The organism is Serratia silvae, from assembly GCF_023282985.1.
GTDB lineage: Bacteria > Pseudomonadota > Gammaproteobacteria > Enterobacterales > Enterobacteriaceae > Chania > Chania silvae.
Genome location: NZ_JAGQDC010000004.1, coordinates 157,792 through 176,550 on the forward strand (window position 1 = coordinate 157,792; position 18,759 = coordinate 176,550).

The following is an 18,759-nucleotide window of genomic DNA, read 5'->3' on the forward strand; positions in this document are numbered from 1 at the left end:
CCGGCACCGTCAGATATTGCTCTGCTATGCTTTCTTTTCCGGTATCACTGTGCAGGTGCTGCCGTTGCAACTGAAACTCAGCTGCGGCCGGCCACCGTAGTCGTTGATATAGGTCAGCACCGGGCTACCGCCCACACTGGCCGCGCTCACCGTCAGCGGCAGGCTACCTTTCGGCGGCACCATCAGCGGTTCAAAGCCTTTTACCCCGGCCCCGTCTTTTTTGCTGCTGGCGTCCACAATGGTCACGTAATACGGTGTCGGGTTGTTGACCAGGTACTTGTCACCCTGCTTGCTCAGCGTCATCTGCTCCTGCGGCGGCGCGGCATTTGTGTCTATCGCTATACCCACCGGGCGGTAGAACAGCTTGATGCGCGTCTGCAACGCAATTTGCAATGTGTTCGCCTTGGTGCTCTTCGGTGGGATTTCCCGCAGGTTGAAGTAGTACACCGTCTCACGATCCTGCTTGAGCAGCTTGGCCGCGGGCAGCGCCTGGATTTTTACCTGGCTCGGTTTACCTGGCTCAATACGCTGCACCGGCGGTAGCACGGTGAGTGGAGTCTGGATTTTGTTGCCCTGCTCATCCTCAATCCAGCCCTGCGCCAGATACGGCAGTTGCTTGTTTTGGTTGCTGACGCTCAGGCTCACCGACTTCTGGCTGCCGTCAAAAATAACCCGCGTACGGTCTAGGGCAATCGCGGCCTGCGCCTGCTGAGCAGCCATTGCGCTCAACAGAGCGACCGTCAGCAACGCTGGCATTCGCGTGCCACGCGGTAAAGGGTTGTTCGTTTTCAACATATCGTTCTGCATCATTTCTTTCCCGGCCTTTGGGCCTCTGAATGTGGTTGATTAAAACCGTATGCCTTTCTCGTCATGCAACGGTGAAGGTTATGCCTCCACATCGTCGTATGACGCAGCCGTCGGTTTATCACCGGCAGGCGCTTTCGCGCTCACCAGATGGCACGGCAGCAGCAAGGTATTCATTAGCATGTCCGCTGGCAGTGGAGTTGGCATGCGCACTTCGCACTGGGCACTACCATTCCACTGCACCGTCATGGTTTCATCCGCTTTAATGCCGCTCAGATAGACGCTACCGCCGTCATTAACAATGCCGGTTTCCTGTTTGCGGGCATTGATTACCGTGGCACCAAACGGTGGCTCACTGCCATCGGCCAGCTTAATCACCGCCATCGCCTTCTCACCGGCAATCACATCAAACTGGCGATAGCCAATGGCCCCTTCCGTCAGCGTGGCCTGCACCACCGAGTTGGTGGCTTCTGCGTTATCCCCCAGCTGATTCAGGTCGATGCTCGCCTTGTTGCGGTAGTAGCTGTTCACATCGCCTATCACCGCCTTGCCCCAGAGGTTGGTTCGGCTGGTGCTGCCATAGCCGCGCACCGGCACATTCGGCACCCCCTGAGTGTCAATCAGCATCCGGGTACTGCCCGGCATCCCGGAACGGTGCGCGGCACCACCCTCGGCGGTCATCGTCATCCCGCCCTGTAGCGACAAGCCGAAAGCGCTATAGCTATTCTGCTGATAACTGGCGTTGGCACTCATGCGGGCAATATCCCCCTCATGGTTGTAATAGCCACTCATGTTGACCCCGCTGCGCGAGCTACCGGCATTGAGCTGATAGTTATTGTGTTCATCTACCCGGGTGAAGTACCCCACGCGGTGGGTGGTGTCTTTGCGGTTCACCGTAGTGTCATAGCTGACCGTTGACTTATTGCCCCACGGCAGCGACAGCGACAGGTAAGCGCCATCATCTTTGATGCCGTTATATTGGTTGCGGTATGCCGACAACGACAGGCTCAGATTACGCAACCGCCCCACGTCGAAATAGCGCGACATCGTCAGGTTATAACGGTCATTGGCCGGGCGATCCCAGTAGGTCTCATGGCTGTAATTGATGTAGCTGCTCAGCCCCCAATCACGGAAGTGTTTATTAAAGGTGATGGTGTACATCTGCTTACCACTACCGGTCCGGGTGCCGTAATAGCGCGCATCCAGGTACTCGCTCATGCTCATAAAGTTCTGCTCAGAGAAGCGGTAGCCGGCAAAGGTCACCTGGCTGTCGTACTCATCGAAGTTCTTCGAATAGCTCAGGCGGTATGAGCCGCCGCTGAGCGTGCCACTTTCCTGTGGCAATCGCGCCCGTGACTGGGTAGCGTCAAAGGACAGCGCCCCCAGCGCCATCAGGTCACGTCCAAGGCCCATCGACAGTGCGTTATAATCCCCGCCTGCCAGTGCGCCGCCATACAGCGACCAACCGTTGCTCACCCCCCAGGAAAACTCCCCAGTACCAAATAGCGGGCCACGCGAATGGTGTTGCCAGTCCGAGGGTTTACCCGCTGCCAATTTGAAGCGCACCGACCCTGGGCGCGTCAGATACGGGATGCTGGCTGTGTTCACCGTGAACGTCTGTACGCTGCCATCCTGTTCTTCTACCCGCACCTCCAGCTCGCCGCTGACCGCATCGTTGATGTCCTGAATACGGAACGGCCCTGAAGCGACCGTCGTTTCATACAGCACCCGCCCTTGCTGGCTGATAGTCACCTTGGCGTTGGTTTTCGCCACGCCGACCACTTCCGGGGCGTAGCCACGCAGATTCGGTGGCAGCATGTTGTCATCCGACAACAGGCTGACCCCGCTAAAGCGGAAGCTGTCGAACATGCCTGAATCCAGGTAGTTCTCCCCCATCATCAACTTCGAGCGCAATGTCGGAATGGCGCGGTAGGCGTAATAACGGCTCCACTGCAACTGCTTGTCTGTTGGTCGCCCCGACCCGGTCTGATGGTTGATATTGGCCTGCCAGTCTGCCCGCAGACGCCAGGACCCCAGATTGGCCCCTGCGGTACCATTGCCGCTGAGGTTGTAGCTGCTCGCCCCCTGCTTCGACTGCTTTTGCGTCCGCGTATTGAGGTTATAATCCAGTAACAGCCCGGGGATCCCGTCATCCCAGCGCGACGGCGGATCCCAGTTCTCTGCGGTGTACTCCAGGAAGGCTTGCGGGATATTCAGGTACAGGGCGTTGGTGGCCAGATCGCCCCGCACTTCCATCCCCTGCACGCTGCCCTCGTCCAGACATTCGCCGCCATGCCACCAGGTCACCTCCTTGAGCACGCCTTCCTTGAATCCCAGCTCGTTCGCCAGCGCCTGGTTGATACAGGCGCGGCTGCCGCTCGGTTCATCCTCCGGCACATAAAACGGGATCTGCTGCTCTGGCAGGTCATTCTTGTTGACATGTACCGCCATGCCGTAAGTGCCTGGCATGATGTAACCACCTCGGGAAAACTGGCTGAGATCGATATTCCGTCGATCATTCACATCCAGCACGTCGGTATTAAATTGAATTTCCTCGGCAGCAAACACCACCATCGATGGTGTGCCCAGCGCAAGGGAAATACACAGCCCCAAGACTTGCAGACGAGCCAACTTCCCTGCAGGTGACAATCCCATATCCCTAACCTTTTTATTAATGCCTGCTTACGACGGCGATGTATTAACGTCGTTTAGAAATAATCCAATTTAAAACGGATGGATGAAAAGTAACTCCCGGCTTTCAATGCATGGTTATTCGCTACCAACTTCATGGTGTAGTTAAGCTGCATAGCGCCAGGCGTTATATTCCTCAGTGGCAAAGGACTTCCCGGGATGGCGGCATGGCCGCCAGATTCATTAATTTGTAGCGCTACGCCTGATGCGTCCCCTTGCACACCAAATAATGCCCCCTCGGCATCACCATCAAAAGTCACCTGAAAATTTTTCCAGTCCGGGAATTTATTACCATCACGTTCTAAATCACAATTCACCAGTTCAATGGTGAAGGGTTTACTACGGCCATGGCCATCACGAATAATATCTGCCACAGGAACAATACCCAGATCAATAGTCTGATCGCGACTCTCTACGGCAATCGCACAAGCGGTATCAATAATGGCTCCTTGCATATTGACCCGTCCCCATCCCTGAGCAATATTTACCGCCTGAGAAGTAAAGGGAGTCATGAGAAATATGAAAGAAAACACTATCGTGATATTTTTTATGCCCAGCATGGCCCGATCCTTATTCCACTTCTCTCCTAGGAAAAGCATGCGGATTTCTCCGCATGCAAAACGCGTAACTTAAAATAAAGGGAGTAATACTTACTGGTAAGCCAACGTGAAATCGGCAACCGTCTGGAATTCACCTTCAGTCACGGCAGCAGAGGCGCCATCACCCTGCATATAAGCGGCAAAGCTCAGGGTGTTATTACCATTTTGCAGCAGTTGCGCCTTGGTTGCCTTGCCCAGTTCAATCACTTTACCTGAACCATCGGTGATCGCGACGCTAGCTCCTTTTGCCGTACCGGTAATCCCCAGCAGACCATTGCTAGCAATAGACTCCATACCGGTGAAGGTCACGGTGACTTTATTGTTGTCTTTCTCACCCACTTCGCAGTTTTCCAAATCGATGGAGAAATTACGTGGGGTAGATTTACCGCCGTCTTTCAGCGCTACTTTAGAAATCTGGCCTAGCTCAATCGTCTGATCGATGCTATCAGGGGTGATAGAACATGGTGCATCGATGATAGAACCGGTAAAGGTCACTTTACCGTGCCCCTGATCTTTTACCGCTGCGTGAGCCAGAGAAGACATACCAAAAGCCATCACTGCTACCATCATGATCTTGTTCAGTTTCATGCAAAAAGTCCTTAAAATTTAAATTCCATAAGTCTCAGTTTCAATGGATGCGAGATCCATGTGTTTTATCGTCAGCCCCCTAAAACTGCTTCCTTGGTGTCTTTGGCAAGGCCAGTAAAACACAAGCAGCCTCAAGTCTGCCGATGTGGATAAAGCTACCATAAAAACAAAAATTAGATATTTGCATTAAAAAATAGCACTTATTTAGATTTTTACTCTAAAAAATAAGAATTACTCAAGATTACTCATAAAAAAACCAAGGGTTAACAAACATTACTAGATTTAAGTATCCCATCTATAAATACGAAGTGTTCTTAATGGTTTGACTCGCGTGGGGATTACCTATAAAAAACCCTTTCTCGCACACTTAATGAGTATTTCTTATGCTTTATATCATCAATAAGGTGATTAAATATTCACCGGAATCAAAAGAACTATCACAGGTTCAAGAGGAACAAAATTCATTGGTCTTGTCTAATCAGGCCTCACGGTTACTAATGGAGTTGATAAAAAACACAGGGAATGACTTAAGCCGTGATTATTTGCTGAAACATACTTGGGAGGATTTTGGACTCACACCATCAAACAACAACCTTTACAACGCGGTAAGTGAGTTAAGGAAAGCCATATCAAGCCTTGGCATTACAGAGAAAGTTATCATCACCATCCCAAAGGTAGGGTTCAAGTTTAATTGCAATATTGATATTTTACCCACAGAAACAAATACAACAAAAGATGAAAACGAGGAAATAAAAGCGATATCAGTAAAAGGTAAAAAATGGGTCATATCGTTTTTTGCATTCTGCATAGCAGCATTTGTAATTCTTTATTATTCAATTGTACAACAGAAGGAGATAAAAATGAAAAAGTCCACTACTTCTTTAGTGGAGGTTTATGAGAAATGTCATATTTACTCATTAGACAACCCATTATTACATGTTAGAGATAAAATATTGGATAATGTACTTGAACGAGCAAACTTTAAAGACGAGTGTAAAACGAAGGGCTACAGCATATATTACAGCGATTTAAAATCAATAGATGACTATGTTTTTATTGGCGCATGTCTTAAATCCCATGGGGACCAAAAAACAAAATGTTTCAGCATCAAGTATGAATAACATGAAAAAAAACGCCATATTAATAGCCGGAATCATATTAATTATAGCTATTTCAATTTATAGCTACGAGAAAAAAATAAAGGCTAGGAAGTTACTATTCACGTGTAATTACAACATTGAATTACATTTCAAGTCAGTAAACACCAATATATTTCAAAAAGTTAACGTTTTCTTTTACGATGATAACTCAGGATTTCAAAGCGCTTTTGGAAAAATGGAGATAAAGGGGAAAAAACACACCATCGATAATGATAACTTTTTCATTTATAATGAAACCGACAAAAATGGAACCTATACGGTCGAGTATAATAAAACAGTAAAAAAATACGATGACAACACACCGGATAACTCATGGGGTGATCTTAGGAATAGAACGTCTGTCTATTACATGACTTTCCATAAGCTCGATGACGGTATTTTTCTACTCAGAGGGCGGGGGTTCCCAATGCTTCTTTGCACCAATAACTAATCTCTATCGGGGGTATCGCTGACGCGATATGCAAATCTGTTCCCGACAGATTTGTCGGCCTCCTTCGGAGGTTCTCATCCTCATAAATTCCAGACGTAAAAAAGCCCGCTTAAAAAGCGGGCTTTCTTGAATGTGGTCGGCGAGAGAGGATTCGAACCTCCGACCCACTGGTCCCAAACCAGTTGCGCTACCAAGCTGCGCTACTCGCCGATGCGGGGCGCATCTTACTGCCGGGCCGTATACGCGTCAATCTCTTTTTCATCACTGCCTGCCAAGTGGCGCTAAAAGCGCCAGAAAGGCCAGTATCTGAGCGAATACGGCCTTGCTGGTGGTTTACAGCGCCTTGGCGTCCACTTTGCTCTGCGGAAGGTGGCACCAGTTATTGCTCTCGACAATACCGCCGTCTGGCGAAGTGTAACCCAGGCAGCCGAGGATGGAATCAAACAGCTCAACGTGGCGGTGCGGTTGGCCAACCCGCTGTTGAACCTGTAACTGCTCAAACGCACTCTTATGCTGCGGGTCTTCGAGGTATTTGTCAGAAGCCCAGACGATCATCGGCACACGGAACTGCTCCGGCGGGGCCATTTCACGCGGTGTTCCATGCAGATGCGAGTTTTCACCTATGGATTCACCATGATCGGCCGCATAAAACACGATGGCTTTCTTATCACGCACCTGATCGATCACGCTGTCGATAAAGGTATCGGTGTACAGCACCGAGTTGTCATAGGCGTTAATCAAGCGCTCCTTGGAGCAAAACTCATCCACGCCCATGCATTCCGGCTGATAACGGGCGAAGCTGCGTGGATAGCGCTGCGAATAGAGGTAATGCGACCCTTTGGTATGCAGGATCACCAGATGTTTGCCGTTCGGATAACGAGCCAGTGACTCTTTCATCTCATCCACCAGCAGCATATCGTCCACCGATTTGCCATCGTTACGCTTCTCTGAGGCGATCATTTCACGGAATGAGTAGTTATCCACATCGGTATTATTGTAGAACCACACCTCGCTCTGCATTGCGAACAACTCGGAAGTGAAGCCCAGCTCTTTAAGTACGGCGAAGATATTCTGCTCTTTCAGGGTTCGCTGCGGGTTATCCGAGGTGCCATGCTCGCGCACGAACATACAGCGCAACGAAAGCTTGGTAGAGGTGTCACAAGATTCCCCCCGGAATGCCACCAGGTTTTTCTCCTGCGACAGCTTAGGCGTGGTATCACGCTCATAGCCCAGGATACCCATATGATCCCAGCGGGTGGTTTCACCGATAATAAACACCACGTAGGTGTCATCTATGCCCTCAGGGGCAACATAGGTGAAGTGCTTGCTTGGGTCGAACAGGTTGGCCGCGTCAGTGCTTTCATCGTAGCGGGTATAGGCAAACAGCCCCAGCGCCGAAAGCCAGTTGGAAGGCAGATAAGAGTGTGCAACCACGCCACCGTAACTTGGCAGATCGATATTGGTGATCTTTTCCTGTGCGTTTTGCTCTTTATCCAGGGTACGCAACGGCAGCCACACCAGTGCCACCACCGCCAACATGATCAGCAGTGGCTTAATCCGCTGCCCTGGCGTTTTCATTTGTTCGATCAGGGTGTCACGCAGGTTATTGCTCCAGATGCACAGCAGCGGCAAAGCACTGACCACAATCATCCACAGCGCAAAGTTCAGCCCAATCACCTCTTTGGAGAGATCGATATCGGTAGTCATCACCGAAACGATAATCCCATAGCCAATCACCACGTTGAAGAACGTCATGTAGTAACTGGCTGCAACGGAAATCAGCACCAGCAAAGAGGCAACGATGCGGTAGAACAGCCGGCCCCCCAGGGATACCAGCCGCATGATAAAGAAGGTGAACAGGACAATAGCGATGACTTCTGTCACCGCAGAAACAACCTTGATCCCCTGAATGCCGTGCGCAAAGGAATCAAAGCGACGATAGAAAACGGAAAGGTTTAAAAAGATGCCGATATAGATCGCTAACAATAACGATAAATTCTGCTGTGATAGCGATTTAACTTTGTTCATGTAACGCAGTGGCTCCGAGCTTCAAGTTCTGAAACCATCAGACAATCGATATGCCCTCAGGTTCAGCCGATGGGCAATAAGCACTATTCTGCCGAACAGAATCAAGAAAAATCTCACCAAACAGGCATTTTTTGCCACTTTTTTGCTGAAATTTACGCAGGCAGGGCCAGCGATGGGGGAGCATGGCTCCCCCACTTTCACCGGTTTTTGGCAGGAAACATTACTTAATCTTAAGGGTTACATCGATATTGCCGCGCGTGGCATTGGAATATGGGCATACCACATGGGCTTTCTTCACTAACTCTTCCGCGACGCTACGTTCGACGCCCGGCAGGCTGATATCCAGCTGAACCTCAATGCCAAAACCGTTGGGGATCTCACCGATACCGACGGTGCCCTCAATAGAGGCTTCGGCAGGAATTTTCACTTTTTCTTTCGAGGCGACAAACTTCAATGCCCCCAGAAAGCACGCAGAGTAACCTGCGGCAAACAGCTGTTCCGGGTTGGTGACCTCTCCCCCTGCCCCGCCCATCTCTTTCGGTACGCCTAATTTCACATCCAACACGCCGTCGGATGAGATTGCACGGCCATCACGACCGCCGGTTGCCTTGGCATGGGCGCGATAAACTACTTTCTCGATAGACATAGATCGTTCCTTTTCGGGTTGGTGATATGTAGTAATGCATCCGATCCAGTGTAGACCACAACCCGCGATCGTCTTTCTGCTAGCGGCTCGGTATGCTAGGTTTTATCTATCGGATGCCGCAGGGAAATCAAAAGCATGACTGACACATTGGCCGAATGCGCCCGCCGCTATGCCTCAAAAGCGCATGGAGCGATCGATCAGCGTCGCAAATACACTAACGCCCCGTATATTGTGCATCCACAGGCGGTGATGGAGATTGTCAGCAGCGTGCCGCACAGCGAAGCTATGCTAGCTGCAGCCTGGTTGCATGACACCGTAGAAGATACCCCCACCACGCTGGCCGACATCGAAAGCCATTTTGGGGCGCAGGTTGCGGGCTTGGTCGCTATGCTGACCAACGTTAGCGTCGGCAGCGGGGAGAATCGCTATCAACGCAAGAACCGCGATCGCCAGCATAGCGCCGCCGCCTCCCCACAGGCCAAAACCATCAAGCTGGCAGATTTGATCGACAACACCCGCTCCCTGCTGCAATACGATAGCCACTTCGCCAAAACCTACCTGGTGGAGAAACAGCGTCTGCTGGAAGTGCTGACCGAAGGCGATCCACAGCTGTGGAAGCAGGCTAGCTGTATCATCGAACAGGGTTTACAGTCGCTGCTGCTGCCACCGCATAACGTTCCGGCCCGTTGGTTTGAACATGCTCGTCAGCGCTATCAGGAAAACGAGGTGGCGTAAGCTTGAGATGGGTGGGAGACATAAGCACTGTGATGGCCCCTCACCCTAGCCCTCTACCTGTGGGAGAGGGCTAGGGTGAGGGGCCTGTTTTCCTGAGTAATTACTTTATTTTCAAGCTGCTACCATTGCTGTGGATCACATCGCGATACCAGTAAAAACTCTTCTTGCGGCGGCGTTCCAGGCTACCGTTGCCTGCGTCATCGCGATCAACATAGATAAAGCCGTAACGTTTCGCCATTTCCGCTTTGGAAGCGCTGACCAGATCGATCGGCCCCCAACTGGTGTAACCCATAACCTCAACCCCATCATCGATCGCTTCTGCAACCTGCACCAGATGGTCGTTGATATAGTCAATGCGGTAATCGTCGTTGATGCTGCCGTCAGCCTCGATGCGGTCTTTCGCTCCCAGCCCGTTCTCGACGATAAACAGCGGTTTCTGATAGCGGTCATACAGCACGTTGAGCAGATAGCGCAGCCCCACCGGGTCGATCTGCCAGCCCCACTCCGAGCTTGCCAGATGCGGGTTAGGTACCATGTTGAGGATGTTGGCCCGGGCGGTCTGGTTCTTTTCTTCGTCAGTGGTAACGCAGCCGCTCATATAGTAACTGAACGAGATGAAATCGACGGTTTCGCGCAGCGCCTGCTTATCTTCCTCAGTGATCGTCACCTGAATGTCATTCTCACGGAAGAAACGCTTCATATAGGCCGGGTACGCACCGCGCACCTGCACGTCACCAAAGAACATCCAGTCGCGGTTCTGACGCTGGGTTTCCAACAGGTCTTCCGGCTTGCAGCTCAGCGGATAAAGAATACCGCCCAGCAACATATTGCCGATCTTACCGTCCGGCACAATCTCATGGCAGGCTTTTACTGCCTTGGCACTGGCCACCAGTTGATGGTGGATCGCCTGGTAAATCTCGCTTTTGCTGCTGTCTTCTGGCAGTCCCACACCGGTGAACGGCGCATGCAGCGACATGTTGATCTCATTGAAGGTCAGCCAGTGCTTGACCTTATGCTTATAACGCTCGAACACCGTGCGAGCATAACGCTCAAAAAACTCAATAAGTTTGCGATTACCCCAACCGCCGTATTTTTGCGTCAGTGCATAGGGCATTTCGTAATGCGACAGGGTGATTAACGGCTGAATGCCGTATTTCGCCATCTCATCGAACAGCCGATCGTAAAATGCCAGCCCGGCCTCATTCGGCACTTCTTCGTCCCCTTGCGGGAAAATGCGCGTCCAGGCGATCGAGGTACGCAGGCACTTAAAGCCCATTTCGGCAAACAGTGCGATATCTTCAGGGTAACGGTGGTAGAAATCGATCGCCACATCCTTGATACCGCTGTCTCCGGCAACGCGCGGCGTCAGCCCGCCAAAGATCCCTTGGGGTTGCAAATCTGACGTTGAAAGGCCTTTGCCATCCTCCAGATACGCTCCTTCAACCTGATTTGCCGCGACCGCGCCGCCCCATAGAAAATGCTGTGGAAATTTGCAACTCATCGCCTTCTCCTCAATAAACCTGATTAACGTAATAGTGTCAGCAGCGGTGCCTGTTCCTGCACCGGACTTTGGCCGTTGGTAAGCACATCGACATAGTCGTCGCTGTTGCTGATGATGATCGGTGTGGTGGTATCAAAGCCCGCAGCGCGGATCGCCTCCTGGTCAAACTCGATCAGCAGATCGCCCTGTTTGACGCGATCGCCCTCTTTGATATGCGCGGTAAAATGCAGGCCGTTAAGTTTGACGGTATCGATGCCCACGTGGATGAGCACCTCGGCCCCCTCATCCGATTCAATGCCGATGGCGTGCTTGGTTTTGAACAGCGATGCCACGCAGCCATTAACCGGTGCTACCACTCGGCCCTGGTGCGGTTCAATGGCCACTCCTTTACCCAGCAAGCCGCTGGCAAAGGTGGCATCCTGAACCTGGTCCAACGGGATGATGTCGCCAGCAATCGGGCTGGTGATCTGCTGCTTACGGTTGAGCGGTGCCTGTGGAGCCGGGGCAGGTGCCGCTTCAGCCGGTTGTTCCGCTGGCGGTACGATACCGAACAGATAGCTGGCAATGGTCGCGAACACAAACGACACCAACGTACCGGCAATCGCCCCCAGGACCGTAGAGTCAAAACCGCCCGCCGGAATGATTTGGGCAAAGGTGAAGATACTGACCAAACCAAACGAATAGGTTGCCGTGTGGAAATAACCAATCACCGCGCCGCCCAGCGCGCCACCGATACAGCCGAAAATAAACGGCCGTTTATTTGGCAACGTAACCCCATACACCGCAGGCTCGGTAATACCAAAGATACCGGCGGTAACGGCAGAACCCGCCATCACCCGCAGCTTGGCATCGCGGGTACGCAACATCACGCCCAGCGTGGCCCCCACCTGCCCCATCACTGCTGGCAGCAGCAACGGAGACAGGGTGTCACGGCCAAACACGCTCATATTGTTGAGCATCAGCGGTATCAGCCCCCAATGCAGGCCGAAGATCACACAAACCTGCCAAGCTGCCCCCATAAAGGCACCGGCAACAATCGGGTTAAACGCATAAATGGCCTGATAGCCGTTGGCCAGCATGTGGCTCAACCAGGTGGCCGCCGGGCCAATCAACAGGAAGGTGAGCGGCACCGTGATCACCAGACACATCAGTGGCGTCACAAAATTCCGCAGTGCGCTGTGCAACACGCGGTTAAATAACGGCTCCAGGCGGCAGGACACCCAGGCGGCAAAAATGATCGGAATGACCGACGAGCTGTAGTTGATAAAGGTGATAGGGATGCCGAGGAAATACTCCGGCTGGCTACTCGGAAGCTGTGCCGCGTCAAAAGCCCCCATCATCAATGGATGCGTCAGCGCCCCTCCGATGGCCATGGTGACAAAGACGTTACCGCCAAATTTCTTACCGGCGGTGTAACCCAGCATGATCGGTAAGAAATAGAACAGCGCATCACTGGACGCAAACAGCAGCTTGTAGGTACCGCTACTATCCAACAGCCAACCGCAGGCCAGGCTCAACGCCAGGAAGCCCTTCAGGATCCCCGAGGCCGCCATCACACCGAGCAATGGGGTAAAAATGCCGGAAACCACGTCTATAAAGCGGCTAAGCAGGTTTTCCTTTTTATCCTCTTGTGCACTGGCGGGAGCGGCTTCACCCGCGCCAAGCTGCGCATTCAAGGCGTTATAAACCTCTCCGACATGGTTACCCACCACCACCTGAAACTGTCCGCCGCTTTCCACAACCATGATGACGCCCGGATTTTTCTTCAGCGCCTCCGCATCTGCCTTACCGTGTTCTTGCAGTTTAAAACGCAGGCGGGTGGCGCAATGCACCAGGCTTTTCACATTGTCGCGGCCACCGACGCCGGCCAAGATCTCACTGGCTAATTCCTGATATTTCATCAAAGTATCCTTAATGCTTAACCTTGCTGCCCCCAACCACGGCGATGGCCAATCGTCGTGGAGGAATTCAGCGCAAAAAAAAACCTAAACCTCGCTGCCTCTGATCCCAACGTGGGGAAACAGAAACTCGAGGTTTAGGTTTTGCCTGCCAAAGCAGTGACAACCCTAAATCGGTTGAGCTATGACGGTAACATTCTGTTTTTCAGTGCGGCAAGGCTTTCCGCCATAAAGTTGCCAAAGTGTGATCCAGTATACAAAATCCCCCCTCCTGACCCCACAGGCTTAGCCCCCCGGTTAAAACAACACGATCAGGCAAAATATTAGATAATCTAACTTATTTTTTATATGTAAGTTACCGTAAAGGTATGTTTGACCAACCATTTCACGCTGAGATAAAACCATTAAAAAGCATATAAAACAAATAATTAAATTTATAATTTTACTTATTGATTGCTAATAACTTAACGCTTTAAGGTGAGTGCACGCCCAAAAAAACAGACGCAAACCACCAAAAAACAAAGAAATGTCTTAACGAAAAAAGACAAATACATCAGAAAAACTAACTAAAGTCTGGACAAAAAAAGCTCAGAGTATTATTACTAGTCTCCAGAGAATTTGTTTTAGGAAAAGTAGTGACCATGGCATTACGTACAGAACTTGGGCGGGTGTTAATCACTGGTGCCGGTGGCCGAGTGGCGACAGCGTTCAAGCAGTTCGCTGGCCACCGTTATGACTTTCGCCTGGCCGAAAGAGAAACTGGCTTGCTCACCCATCTACGGCCCAATGATGAAGCGCTGACGTTTGATATTACCGATCTCGAGGCTTGCCGAGCGGCCTGCGCCAACATCGATACCGTGCTGCATTTGGCCGCCGATCCTTCCGCGGATGCCGACTTCTGTTCCTCACTGATGAACAACAATATCCTTGGTACGTTCAACATCTTCCGTGCAGCGAAAGACGCGGGTTGCCAGCGCGTGGTATTTGCCAGCAGCGCACAAGCGGTGGAAGGCTATCCGTTAGATTACCAGGTGCGCCCGGGCGATGCGCCGAAGCCAAAGAATATGTACGGGGCCAGCAAGGCGTTTGGCGAAGGGATCGCCGCCTATTTTGCCCATCAGGAGGGGCTTTCTGCACTGTCGGTGCGGATTGCCAACTTCACGACGCTGGAAGCAGGCCAGCAGATCAGCGCACGGGATATGAGCGCATTCCTGAGCCACCGCGATGCCGCCAATCTACTTGATCGCTGCATCCGCATTGCTGGTGTGCAGCATGCGGTGGTGCATGGCATCTCTAACAACCGCTATAAAAGATTGTCGTTGGAAGAAACTACACGCCTGCTGGATTACTACCCCGAGGACGATGCGTTTACCCTGCTCGGGTTTAGCTAAGCGGGCGCAAGTATACAGCGCCCCTTGTAAGCTGGTGAGAATTTGCCAGTAGTCTTATTTGCTGGGAGGTGGTGTTAATGATGCCACCGCCAGCGTTCACAACATTACGGCTTTTCAGCAATCTTGCGCGGATACTCGTTGTTTTTAAAGGCGATGATCACCATTTCAAAACAGACACGGATGAATACCCCGCCGACGATGATACTTCCCAGGCCGCGTAAAAACTCGCCAGAAATCATCAGCGCAATCACGCCGATCAGCACCGCGCTGACGAAGGGATGCCAGCGAGCTTCGAACAGCCAGTGGGTAATGCCCTGCTTGCGCGGTTTGGGTTGTGGAACGGGGAAAGATTTACGTTTCAAATGGTGCCAGACCAGCACGCCGGTCAGCACGGTTAACAGCACCACCGCAGGCCAGGGAGACATGCCGAACGTCTGCATCAGCGAAGCATCCGGTAAGGCCGGAGCATTGATAGAGGCAAACAGCTGCTTACCGCCCGGCTGGCGGATATACCAGCTGGCAATCACAAAAGCGCCCACGTTGCATGATAAATCCAAGAAGGAACCCCAGAAACAGACCTGTCATAAGGGAAAAACTCCTTTTTTATGGCTATGCCATATCCAGATTGTAAACAGCTTGCCCTGGGTAGGGCGCAGGCATTTTACTCGCTAGAGACAGATAAATCACATAAAGAGGAGGGTTATTGAGGGTACGATCGTGTTTTAGAGGTTGGTGCAGGCCAGGTTGGCAAAAATTCAACCTGCGGGGCAGTTCTGCTATCATCCACAAGATTGGGAAAACGCCCGGTGTTGCACAGTAGAGGTATGATTTAAAGATGGATACAGAGGCAAGTCGTACAACGCAAGTTTTGTCGGTTTTTGATTTTGACGGAACGCTGACGCACCACGACAGTTTTATCCCATTTCTGCGTTTCGCTTTTGGGCGACGGGTCTTTGCCCGGCGCTTGTTGCAGCTGGCGCAGCCTGCGTTTAAGCATTTGCGTAAAAAGCTCACCCGCGACGAGCTAAAAGAAACCCTGATTAAGGTTTTCCTGACGGGGGTGGATGAGCACTGGTTCCGTCAGCAGGCGGAAGCATTTTGTTCAGCCTATTGGACCAAGCTGATGCGCCCTTCCGGGCTGATTGCGGTTGCCATGGAGGTCAGTTCCGGCGCTGAGGTTACGATTTGTTCCGCTTCACCAGCCCTGGTGCTACAGCCGTTTGCCGATCGTTTGGGCATCAAGCTGATTGGTACTCAGTTGGAAGTGGTTGACGGGAAGCTCACTGGGCGCATCACCGGCCATAACTGCCGCTGTGGGCAGAAGGTTGAACGCCTGGAAAATATCTACGGCCCGATGGGGAACTATCATCTCAGAGCCTGGGGCGATACCCGTGGGGACTACGAACTGTTGGCGGCTGCCCAGGACGCGCACTGGCGGCATTTCCATCCGGCCTGGTCAAAGCGCCGTTCTGCGGTCAAAAGGCTGCGCGTGGCGGAGCCAAACGTTATCAGCAAGACCGATCAATAAGCGTAGGAATTCCTGGCAATCAGTTTCGCCCCCTCCAACCCTCTCACTAAAGGAGAGAACCAGGGTGAGGGCGTCACTGTACGTCTATATTTTGCTTAACTCTCTGGTATTACTAAGTTAAACAATAATCCGCTCCGCCTTGGCGGCGTCATACCAATCTTTAAACTCCTCCAGCAGCAGATCGTACAAACGGTCTTCTTTCATCGTGGCAAAATCGTCAATCGCAAAGAAGTTGGTGTTATCCACCCGACGATCGGTGAAGGTATCCAGATTTTCCAACACGCCGTAGTTCGAGCCACCCAGGCCGACAAACTTCCAGAAAATCGGGTAGTTGGCCGAACGTTTGATCGCCTCTTTGATCTGGCGCGTTTTACTGATGCCACCGTCGGTAATAAACACCACGTATACCGGCATATCGCTGTGTTTAAACGTCTCGATCAGCTCCTCCATCACCGGCGGTTCATTATTGGTGCCGCCCAGCTTTGGCAGGATCTCCCACATTGAGCGCTTGCCGCTGCCCTGGATCGCCTTGATATAGCCATCAAGATTATCCAGCGTCACATCGGGATATTTGGCATGTTTTTCGGCAAAGCCCCAGACGTCCATCGAGCCATCATCGTCAAGCTGCACGGCCAGCACGGCGATGCGATCCAGCACGGCTTGCACATTGCCCTTTTTAAACTGCCCAGTCATCGATCCTGAAGCATCCAGCACAAACGCAACTTTGGCCTTTACCGATTGCAGGTTGAATTTAGCCAGGCTGACGGTGACGTTCTTCGCCAGGCTCACCAAATGCGGGGCTTTATCCTGCAGTTTTTTCTCCAGGCTGATGGTCGGCGGCGGCGGCGGGGAGGCAGGCGCAGCTGGCTGAGCCACATCAACGCCATAGTTTAACGCCAGCGGCTCCAGGCCACCGTTAAACCCTTGCCCCAGCGCGCGCAGCTTCCAGTTACCGGCATGGCGATAAATTTCGGCCACAATCAGCGCCTTCTCCTGACGACCTGGGGTTTCTACGCTGTATTGGGCAACGTTCTGCGCATCCATTTTCAGGTGTTGCAGCCCAGAGATTGCATCAGGGCCATCAATCACCAAAGTGATGGCAATTTTGCTGACATTGGCGTCAATCTTGCTTAGATCCAGTGAAAGAGAGCTGCTTTGGTGGGTGGTTTGTAAAACGACGCTGCGGTTGGGGGTAGCGGTTTGATTGAAGAAGATAAAATCGGCATCGCCACGGACTTTGCCCTCGGCATTCAGCAGGAATACTGCGGTATCAGGCTCACTCTTAAAACCAGGGTTGGCGGGGTACTGCAGGGTCAGGTTGAGCTGGGTGCCATTGACTACCAGATTCTGGCCGGACTGTAACATCATCAGGATAACCTCCTGTTAAAATAGCTTTTCCATAACGGTAATATTGGCGGGTGGAGCAGGGCAAGGGGGATACATGTTCCCCTCACCCCAACCCTCTCCCACAGGGAGAGGGAGCTAATTCAGTGTCTTAGATATTCACGCCATGCTGCGAGGCCAGGGCGGACAGGCCACCGGCAAAACCTTGGCCCACGGCCTTGAATTTCCACTCGGCACCGTTGCGATACAGCTCGCCGAATACCATTGCGGTTTCGGTAGAAGCATCTTCAGACAGGTCAAAGCGAGCGATTTCGGTGCCGTTATCGTTGTTGAAGATACGCATGTAGCTGTTGCTGACCATGCCGAAATTCTGTTTACGCGCTTCGGCATCATAGATGGTGACAGCGAAAACCAGTTTCTTGACTTCAGCAGGCACTTTGCTCAACTCAATTTTGACTTGCTCATCGTCGCCATCGCCTTCGCCGGTGCGGTTGTCGCCCTGGTGCTCAACGGAACCACAGGTGCTCTTCTTGTTGTTGAAGAAGATAAAGCTGCTGTCATTCAGCACTTTACCGTCATCACCAACCATAAATACTGAGGCATCCAGGTCAAACCCTTGGCCGTCGGTGACGCGCGCATCCCAACCTAAGCCAGCCATGGCAATATTCATGGTTGGTGCTTCTTTGGTCAGGGATACGTTACCGCCTTTTACGAGAGAAACTGCCATTTTAAAGCTCCTGCTTTGTAGGGGATGATACGGGCAGTGGTGTACTGCCCGTCATATTAACTAGCTTGTCGATCAGGACGCGTTGATGCCGTACTGAGCACACACGGAAGCCAAGCCACCGGCATAACCCTGACCTACCGCGCGGAATTTCCACTCGGCGTTGTTGCGATACAGCTCACCAAACAGCATGGCGGTTTCGGTGGACGCATCTTCTGTCAGGTCATAACGGGCCACTTCGGTCTGGTTGTCATCATTTACCAGACGGATAAAGGCACCGGACACCTGGCCGAAGCTCTGGCGACGAGCCTGTGCATCGTGGATAGTGACCACAAACACGATTTTGTCGACATCAGCTGGGATCATATCCAGTTTGATTTTCAGAGATTCGTCATCACCGTCACCTTCACCAGTACGGTTGTCACCGGTATGGGTAACGGAACCGTCTGAAGAAGTCAGATTGTTATAAAAAATGAAATCAGCATCGCCGCGCACTTTCCCGTTTGCGGCCAGCAAGAATGCAGAGGCATCCAGGTCAAAGTCTTGACCATCGGTGGAACGTGCATCCCAACCCAAACCAATCAACACGTTCTTCATGGTTGGAGCTGCTTTACTCAGGGAAACATTACCGCCTTTAGATAAAGAAACACTCATTGTTCTAACCTCTCAAAAATTAAACTTATTTAAATAGA

General features: G+C 51.8%; 17 protein-coding genes and 1 tRNA gene. 5 read left to right on the top strand and 13 right to left on the bottom strand.

Translation table 11 applies throughout. The features are described from left to right. Positions 1 to 24: 24 nt before the first annotated feature. The 4 genes from KAJ71_RS07265 to KAJ71_RS07280 all read right to left on the bottom strand — a co-directional run bounded on the left by KAJ71_RS07265 (position 25) and on the right by KAJ71_RS07280 (position 4,682). Positions 25 to 807 (bottom strand): fimbria/pilus periplasmic chaperone, encoded by a 783-nt coding sequence (locus tag KAJ71_RS07265; RefSeq protein ID WP_375540724.1) that lies wholly within the window; start codon positions 805 to 807, stop codon positions 25 to 27. 78 nt (positions 808 to 885) lie between these two features. Beyond that, positions 886 to 3,459 carry an outer membrane usher protein gene (locus tag KAJ71_RS07270; RefSeq protein WP_248945098.1) on the bottom strand — a complete coding sequence of 858 codons (2,574 nt, stop codon included), beginning with the start codon at positions 3,457 to 3,459 and terminating at the stop codon, positions 886 to 888. 53 nt (positions 3,460 to 3,512) lie between these two features. Beyond that, on the bottom strand, positions 3,513 to 4,055 hold the full coding sequence (locus tag KAJ71_RS07275; protein WP_375540723.1) for a fimbrial protein: 543 nt from the start codon (positions 4,053 to 4,055) through the stop codon (positions 3,513 to 3,515). A gap of 90 nt (positions 4,056 to 4,145) precedes the next feature. Continuing rightward, positions 4,146 to 4,682 (bottom strand): fimbrial protein, encoded by a 537-nt coding sequence (locus KAJ71_RS07280; protein ID WP_248945099.1) that lies wholly within the window; start codon positions 4,680 to 4,682, stop codon positions 4,146 to 4,148. 383 nt (positions 4,683 to 5,065) lie between these two features. Here KAJ71_RS07280 and KAJ71_RS07285 point away from each other — a divergent pair, with 383 nt between their 5' ends. Continuing rightward, a complete protein-coding gene (locus KAJ71_RS07285) occupies positions 5,066 to 5,803 on the top strand; it encodes a winged helix-turn-helix domain-containing protein (RefSeq protein WP_248945100.1) in 738 nt (245 codons plus the stop codon). 1 nt (position 5,804) lies between these two features. Further along, the gene (locus KAJ71_RS07290) at positions 5,805 to 6,272 is read left to right on the top strand and encodes a hypothetical protein (RefSeq protein ID WP_248945101.1); all 468 of its coding nucleotides are present in this window, start codon (positions 5,805 to 5,807) and stop codon (positions 6,270 to 6,272) included. A 133-nt stretch (positions 6,273 to 6,405) separates the two neighbouring features. Here the strand turns inward: KAJ71_RS07290 and KAJ71_RS07295 are convergent. The 3 genes from KAJ71_RS07295 to KAJ71_RS07305 form a co-directional block, all read right to left on the bottom strand. After that, positions 6,406 to 6,482: transfer RNA gene (locus KAJ71_RS07295), tRNA-Pro, on the bottom strand. Positions 6,483 to 6,605: 123 nt separating this feature from the next. Then, the gene (gene eptB / locus KAJ71_RS07300; protein WP_248945102.1) at positions 6,606 to 8,300 is read right to left on the bottom strand and encodes a kdo(2)-lipid A phosphoethanolamine 7''-transferase; all 1,695 of its coding nucleotides are present in this window, start codon (positions 8,298 to 8,300) and stop codon (positions 6,606 to 6,608) included. Between the two features lie 220 nt (positions 8,301 to 8,520). Then, positions 8,521 to 8,946 carry an organic hydroperoxide resistance protein gene (locus KAJ71_RS07305; protein WP_248945103.1) on the bottom strand — a complete coding sequence of 142 codons (426 nt, stop codon included), beginning with the start codon at positions 8,944 to 8,946 and terminating at the stop codon, positions 8,521 to 8,523. A 135-nt stretch (positions 8,947 to 9,081) separates the two neighbouring features. Here KAJ71_RS07305 and KAJ71_RS07310 point away from each other — a divergent pair, with 135 nt between their 5' ends. Beyond that, positions 9,082 to 9,681 carry an HD domain-containing protein gene (locus KAJ71_RS07310; RefSeq protein WP_248945104.1) on the top strand — a complete coding sequence of 200 codons (600 nt, stop codon included), beginning with the start codon at positions 9,082 to 9,084 and terminating at the stop codon, positions 9,679 to 9,681. A gap of 100 nt (positions 9,682 to 9,781) precedes the next feature. On the opposite strand, the gene KAJ71_RS07315 is transcribed toward KAJ71_RS07310, so the two are convergent. Continuing rightward, positions 9,782 to 11,182, bottom strand: a complete 1,401-nt coding sequence (locus KAJ71_RS07315; RefSeq protein ID WP_248945105.1) for a glycoside hydrolase family 1 protein — start codon at positions 11,180 to 11,182, stop codon at positions 9,782 to 9,784. A 23-nt stretch (positions 11,183 to 11,205) separates the two neighbouring features. Further along, positions 11,206 to 13,083, bottom strand: a complete 1,878-nt coding sequence (gene bglF, locus KAJ71_RS07320) for a PTS beta-glucoside transporter subunit IIABC (protein WP_248945106.1) — start codon at positions 13,081 to 13,083, stop codon at positions 11,206 to 11,208. A 638-nt stretch (positions 13,084 to 13,721) separates the two neighbouring features. Between bglF and KAJ71_RS07325 the strand changes: the two genes are divergently transcribed. Next, positions 13,722 to 14,471 carry an NAD-dependent epimerase/dehydratase family protein gene (locus KAJ71_RS07325; RefSeq protein WP_248945107.1) on the top strand — a complete coding sequence of 250 codons (750 nt, stop codon included), beginning with the start codon at positions 13,722 to 13,724 and terminating at the stop codon, positions 14,469 to 14,471. Between the two features lie 104 nt (positions 14,472 to 14,575). Here KAJ71_RS07325 and KAJ71_RS07330 read toward each other — a convergent pair whose 3' ends face one another. Beyond that, on the bottom strand, positions 14,576 to 15,028 hold the full coding sequence (locus KAJ71_RS07330; RefSeq protein ID WP_248945108.1) for a YeeE/YedE thiosulfate transporter family protein: 453 nt from the start codon (positions 15,026 to 15,028) through the stop codon (positions 14,576 to 14,578). A 278-nt stretch (positions 15,029 to 15,306) separates the two neighbouring features. Between KAJ71_RS07330 and KAJ71_RS07335 the strand changes: the two genes are divergently transcribed. Next, entirely contained in the window at positions 15,307 to 15,999 is a 693-nt protein-coding gene (locus KAJ71_RS07335) for an HAD family hydrolase (RefSeq protein ID WP_248945109.1), read from the top strand. Between the two features lie 117 nt (positions 16,000 to 16,116). Here KAJ71_RS07335 and KAJ71_RS07340 read toward each other — a convergent pair whose 3' ends face one another. From KAJ71_RS07340 to terD, 3 genes are all read right to left on the bottom strand, one after another. Further along, positions 16,117 to 17,367: a vWA domain-containing protein gene (locus KAJ71_RS07340; protein ID WP_248945110.1), complete on the bottom strand. Its 1,251-nt coding sequence runs from the start codon at positions 17,365 to 17,367 to the stop codon at positions 16,117 to 16,119. Between the two features lie 127 nt (positions 17,368 to 17,494). Then, positions 17,495 to 18,070, bottom strand: coding sequence for a TerD family protein (locus tag KAJ71_RS07345; RefSeq protein ID WP_248945111.1), 576 nt, complete (start codon positions 18,068 to 18,070; stop codon positions 17,495 to 17,497). A gap of 72 nt (positions 18,071 to 18,142) precedes the next feature. Beyond that, positions 18,143 to 18,721 carry a tellurium resistance membrane protein TerD gene (terD, locus tag KAJ71_RS07350; protein WP_021807715.1) on the bottom strand — a complete coding sequence of 193 codons (579 nt, stop codon included), beginning with the start codon at positions 18,719 to 18,721 and terminating at the stop codon, positions 18,143 to 18,145. Between the last annotated feature and the right edge of the window lie 38 nt (positions 18,722 to 18,759).

Excerpts from the sequence above, each read along its gene's own strand:
- KAJ71_RS07265 (WP_375540724.1), bottom strand. The coding sequence starts at position 807 with ATGCAGAACGATATGTTGAAAACGAACAACCCTTTACCGCGTGGCACG.
- KAJ71_RS07270 (WP_248945098.1), bottom strand. The coding sequence starts at position 3,459 with ATGGGATTGTCACCTGCAGGGAAGTTGGCTCGTCTGCAAGTCTTGGGG.
- KAJ71_RS07275 (WP_375540723.1), bottom strand. The coding sequence starts at position 4,055 with ATGCTGGGCATAAAAAATATCACGATAGTGTTTTCTTTCATATTTCTC.
- KAJ71_RS07280 (WP_248945099.1), bottom strand. The coding sequence starts at position 4,682 with ATGAAACTGAACAAGATCATGATGGTAGCAGTGATGGCTTTTGGTATG.
- KAJ71_RS07285 (WP_248945100.1), top strand. The coding sequence starts at position 5,066 with ATGCTTTATATCATCAATAAGGTGATTAAATATTCACCGGAATCAAAA.
- KAJ71_RS07290 (WP_248945101.1), top strand. The coding sequence starts at position 5,805 with ATGAAAAAAAACGCCATATTAATAGCCGGAATCATATTAATTATAGCT.
- eptB (WP_248945102.1), bottom strand. The coding sequence starts at position 8,300 with ATGAACAAAGTTAAATCGCTATCACAGCAGAATTTATCGTTATTGTTA.
- KAJ71_RS07305 (WP_248945103.1), bottom strand. The coding sequence starts at position 8,946 with ATGTCTATCGAGAAAGTAGTTTATCGCGCCCATGCCAAGGCAACCGGC.
- KAJ71_RS07310 (WP_248945104.1), top strand. The coding sequence starts at position 9,082 with ATGACTGACACATTGGCCGAATGCGCCCGCCGCTATGCCTCAAAAGCG.
- KAJ71_RS07315 (WP_248945105.1), bottom strand. The coding sequence starts at position 11,182 with ATGAGTTGCAAATTTCCACAGCATTTTCTATGGGGCGGCGCGGTCGCG.
- bglF (WP_248945106.1), bottom strand. The coding sequence starts at position 13,083 with ATGAAATATCAGGAATTAGCCAGTGAGATCTTGGCCGGCGTCGGTGGC.
- KAJ71_RS07325 (WP_248945107.1), top strand. The coding sequence starts at position 13,722 with ATGGCATTACGTACAGAACTTGGGCGGGTGTTAATCACTGGTGCCGGT.
- KAJ71_RS07335 (WP_248945109.1), top strand. The coding sequence starts at position 15,307 with ATGGATACAGAGGCAAGTCGTACAACGCAAGTTTTGTCGGTTTTTGAT.
- KAJ71_RS07340 (WP_248945110.1), bottom strand. The coding sequence starts at position 17,367 with ATGATGTTACAGTCCGGCCAGAATCTGGTAGTCAATGGCACCCAGCTC.
- KAJ71_RS07345 (WP_248945111.1), bottom strand. The coding sequence starts at position 18,070 with ATGGCAGTTTCTCTCGTAAAAGGCGGTAACGTATCCCTGACCAAAGAA.
- terD (WP_021807715.1), bottom strand. The coding sequence starts at position 18,721 with ATGAGTGTTTCTTTATCTAAAGGCGGTAATGTTTCCCTGAGTAAAGCA.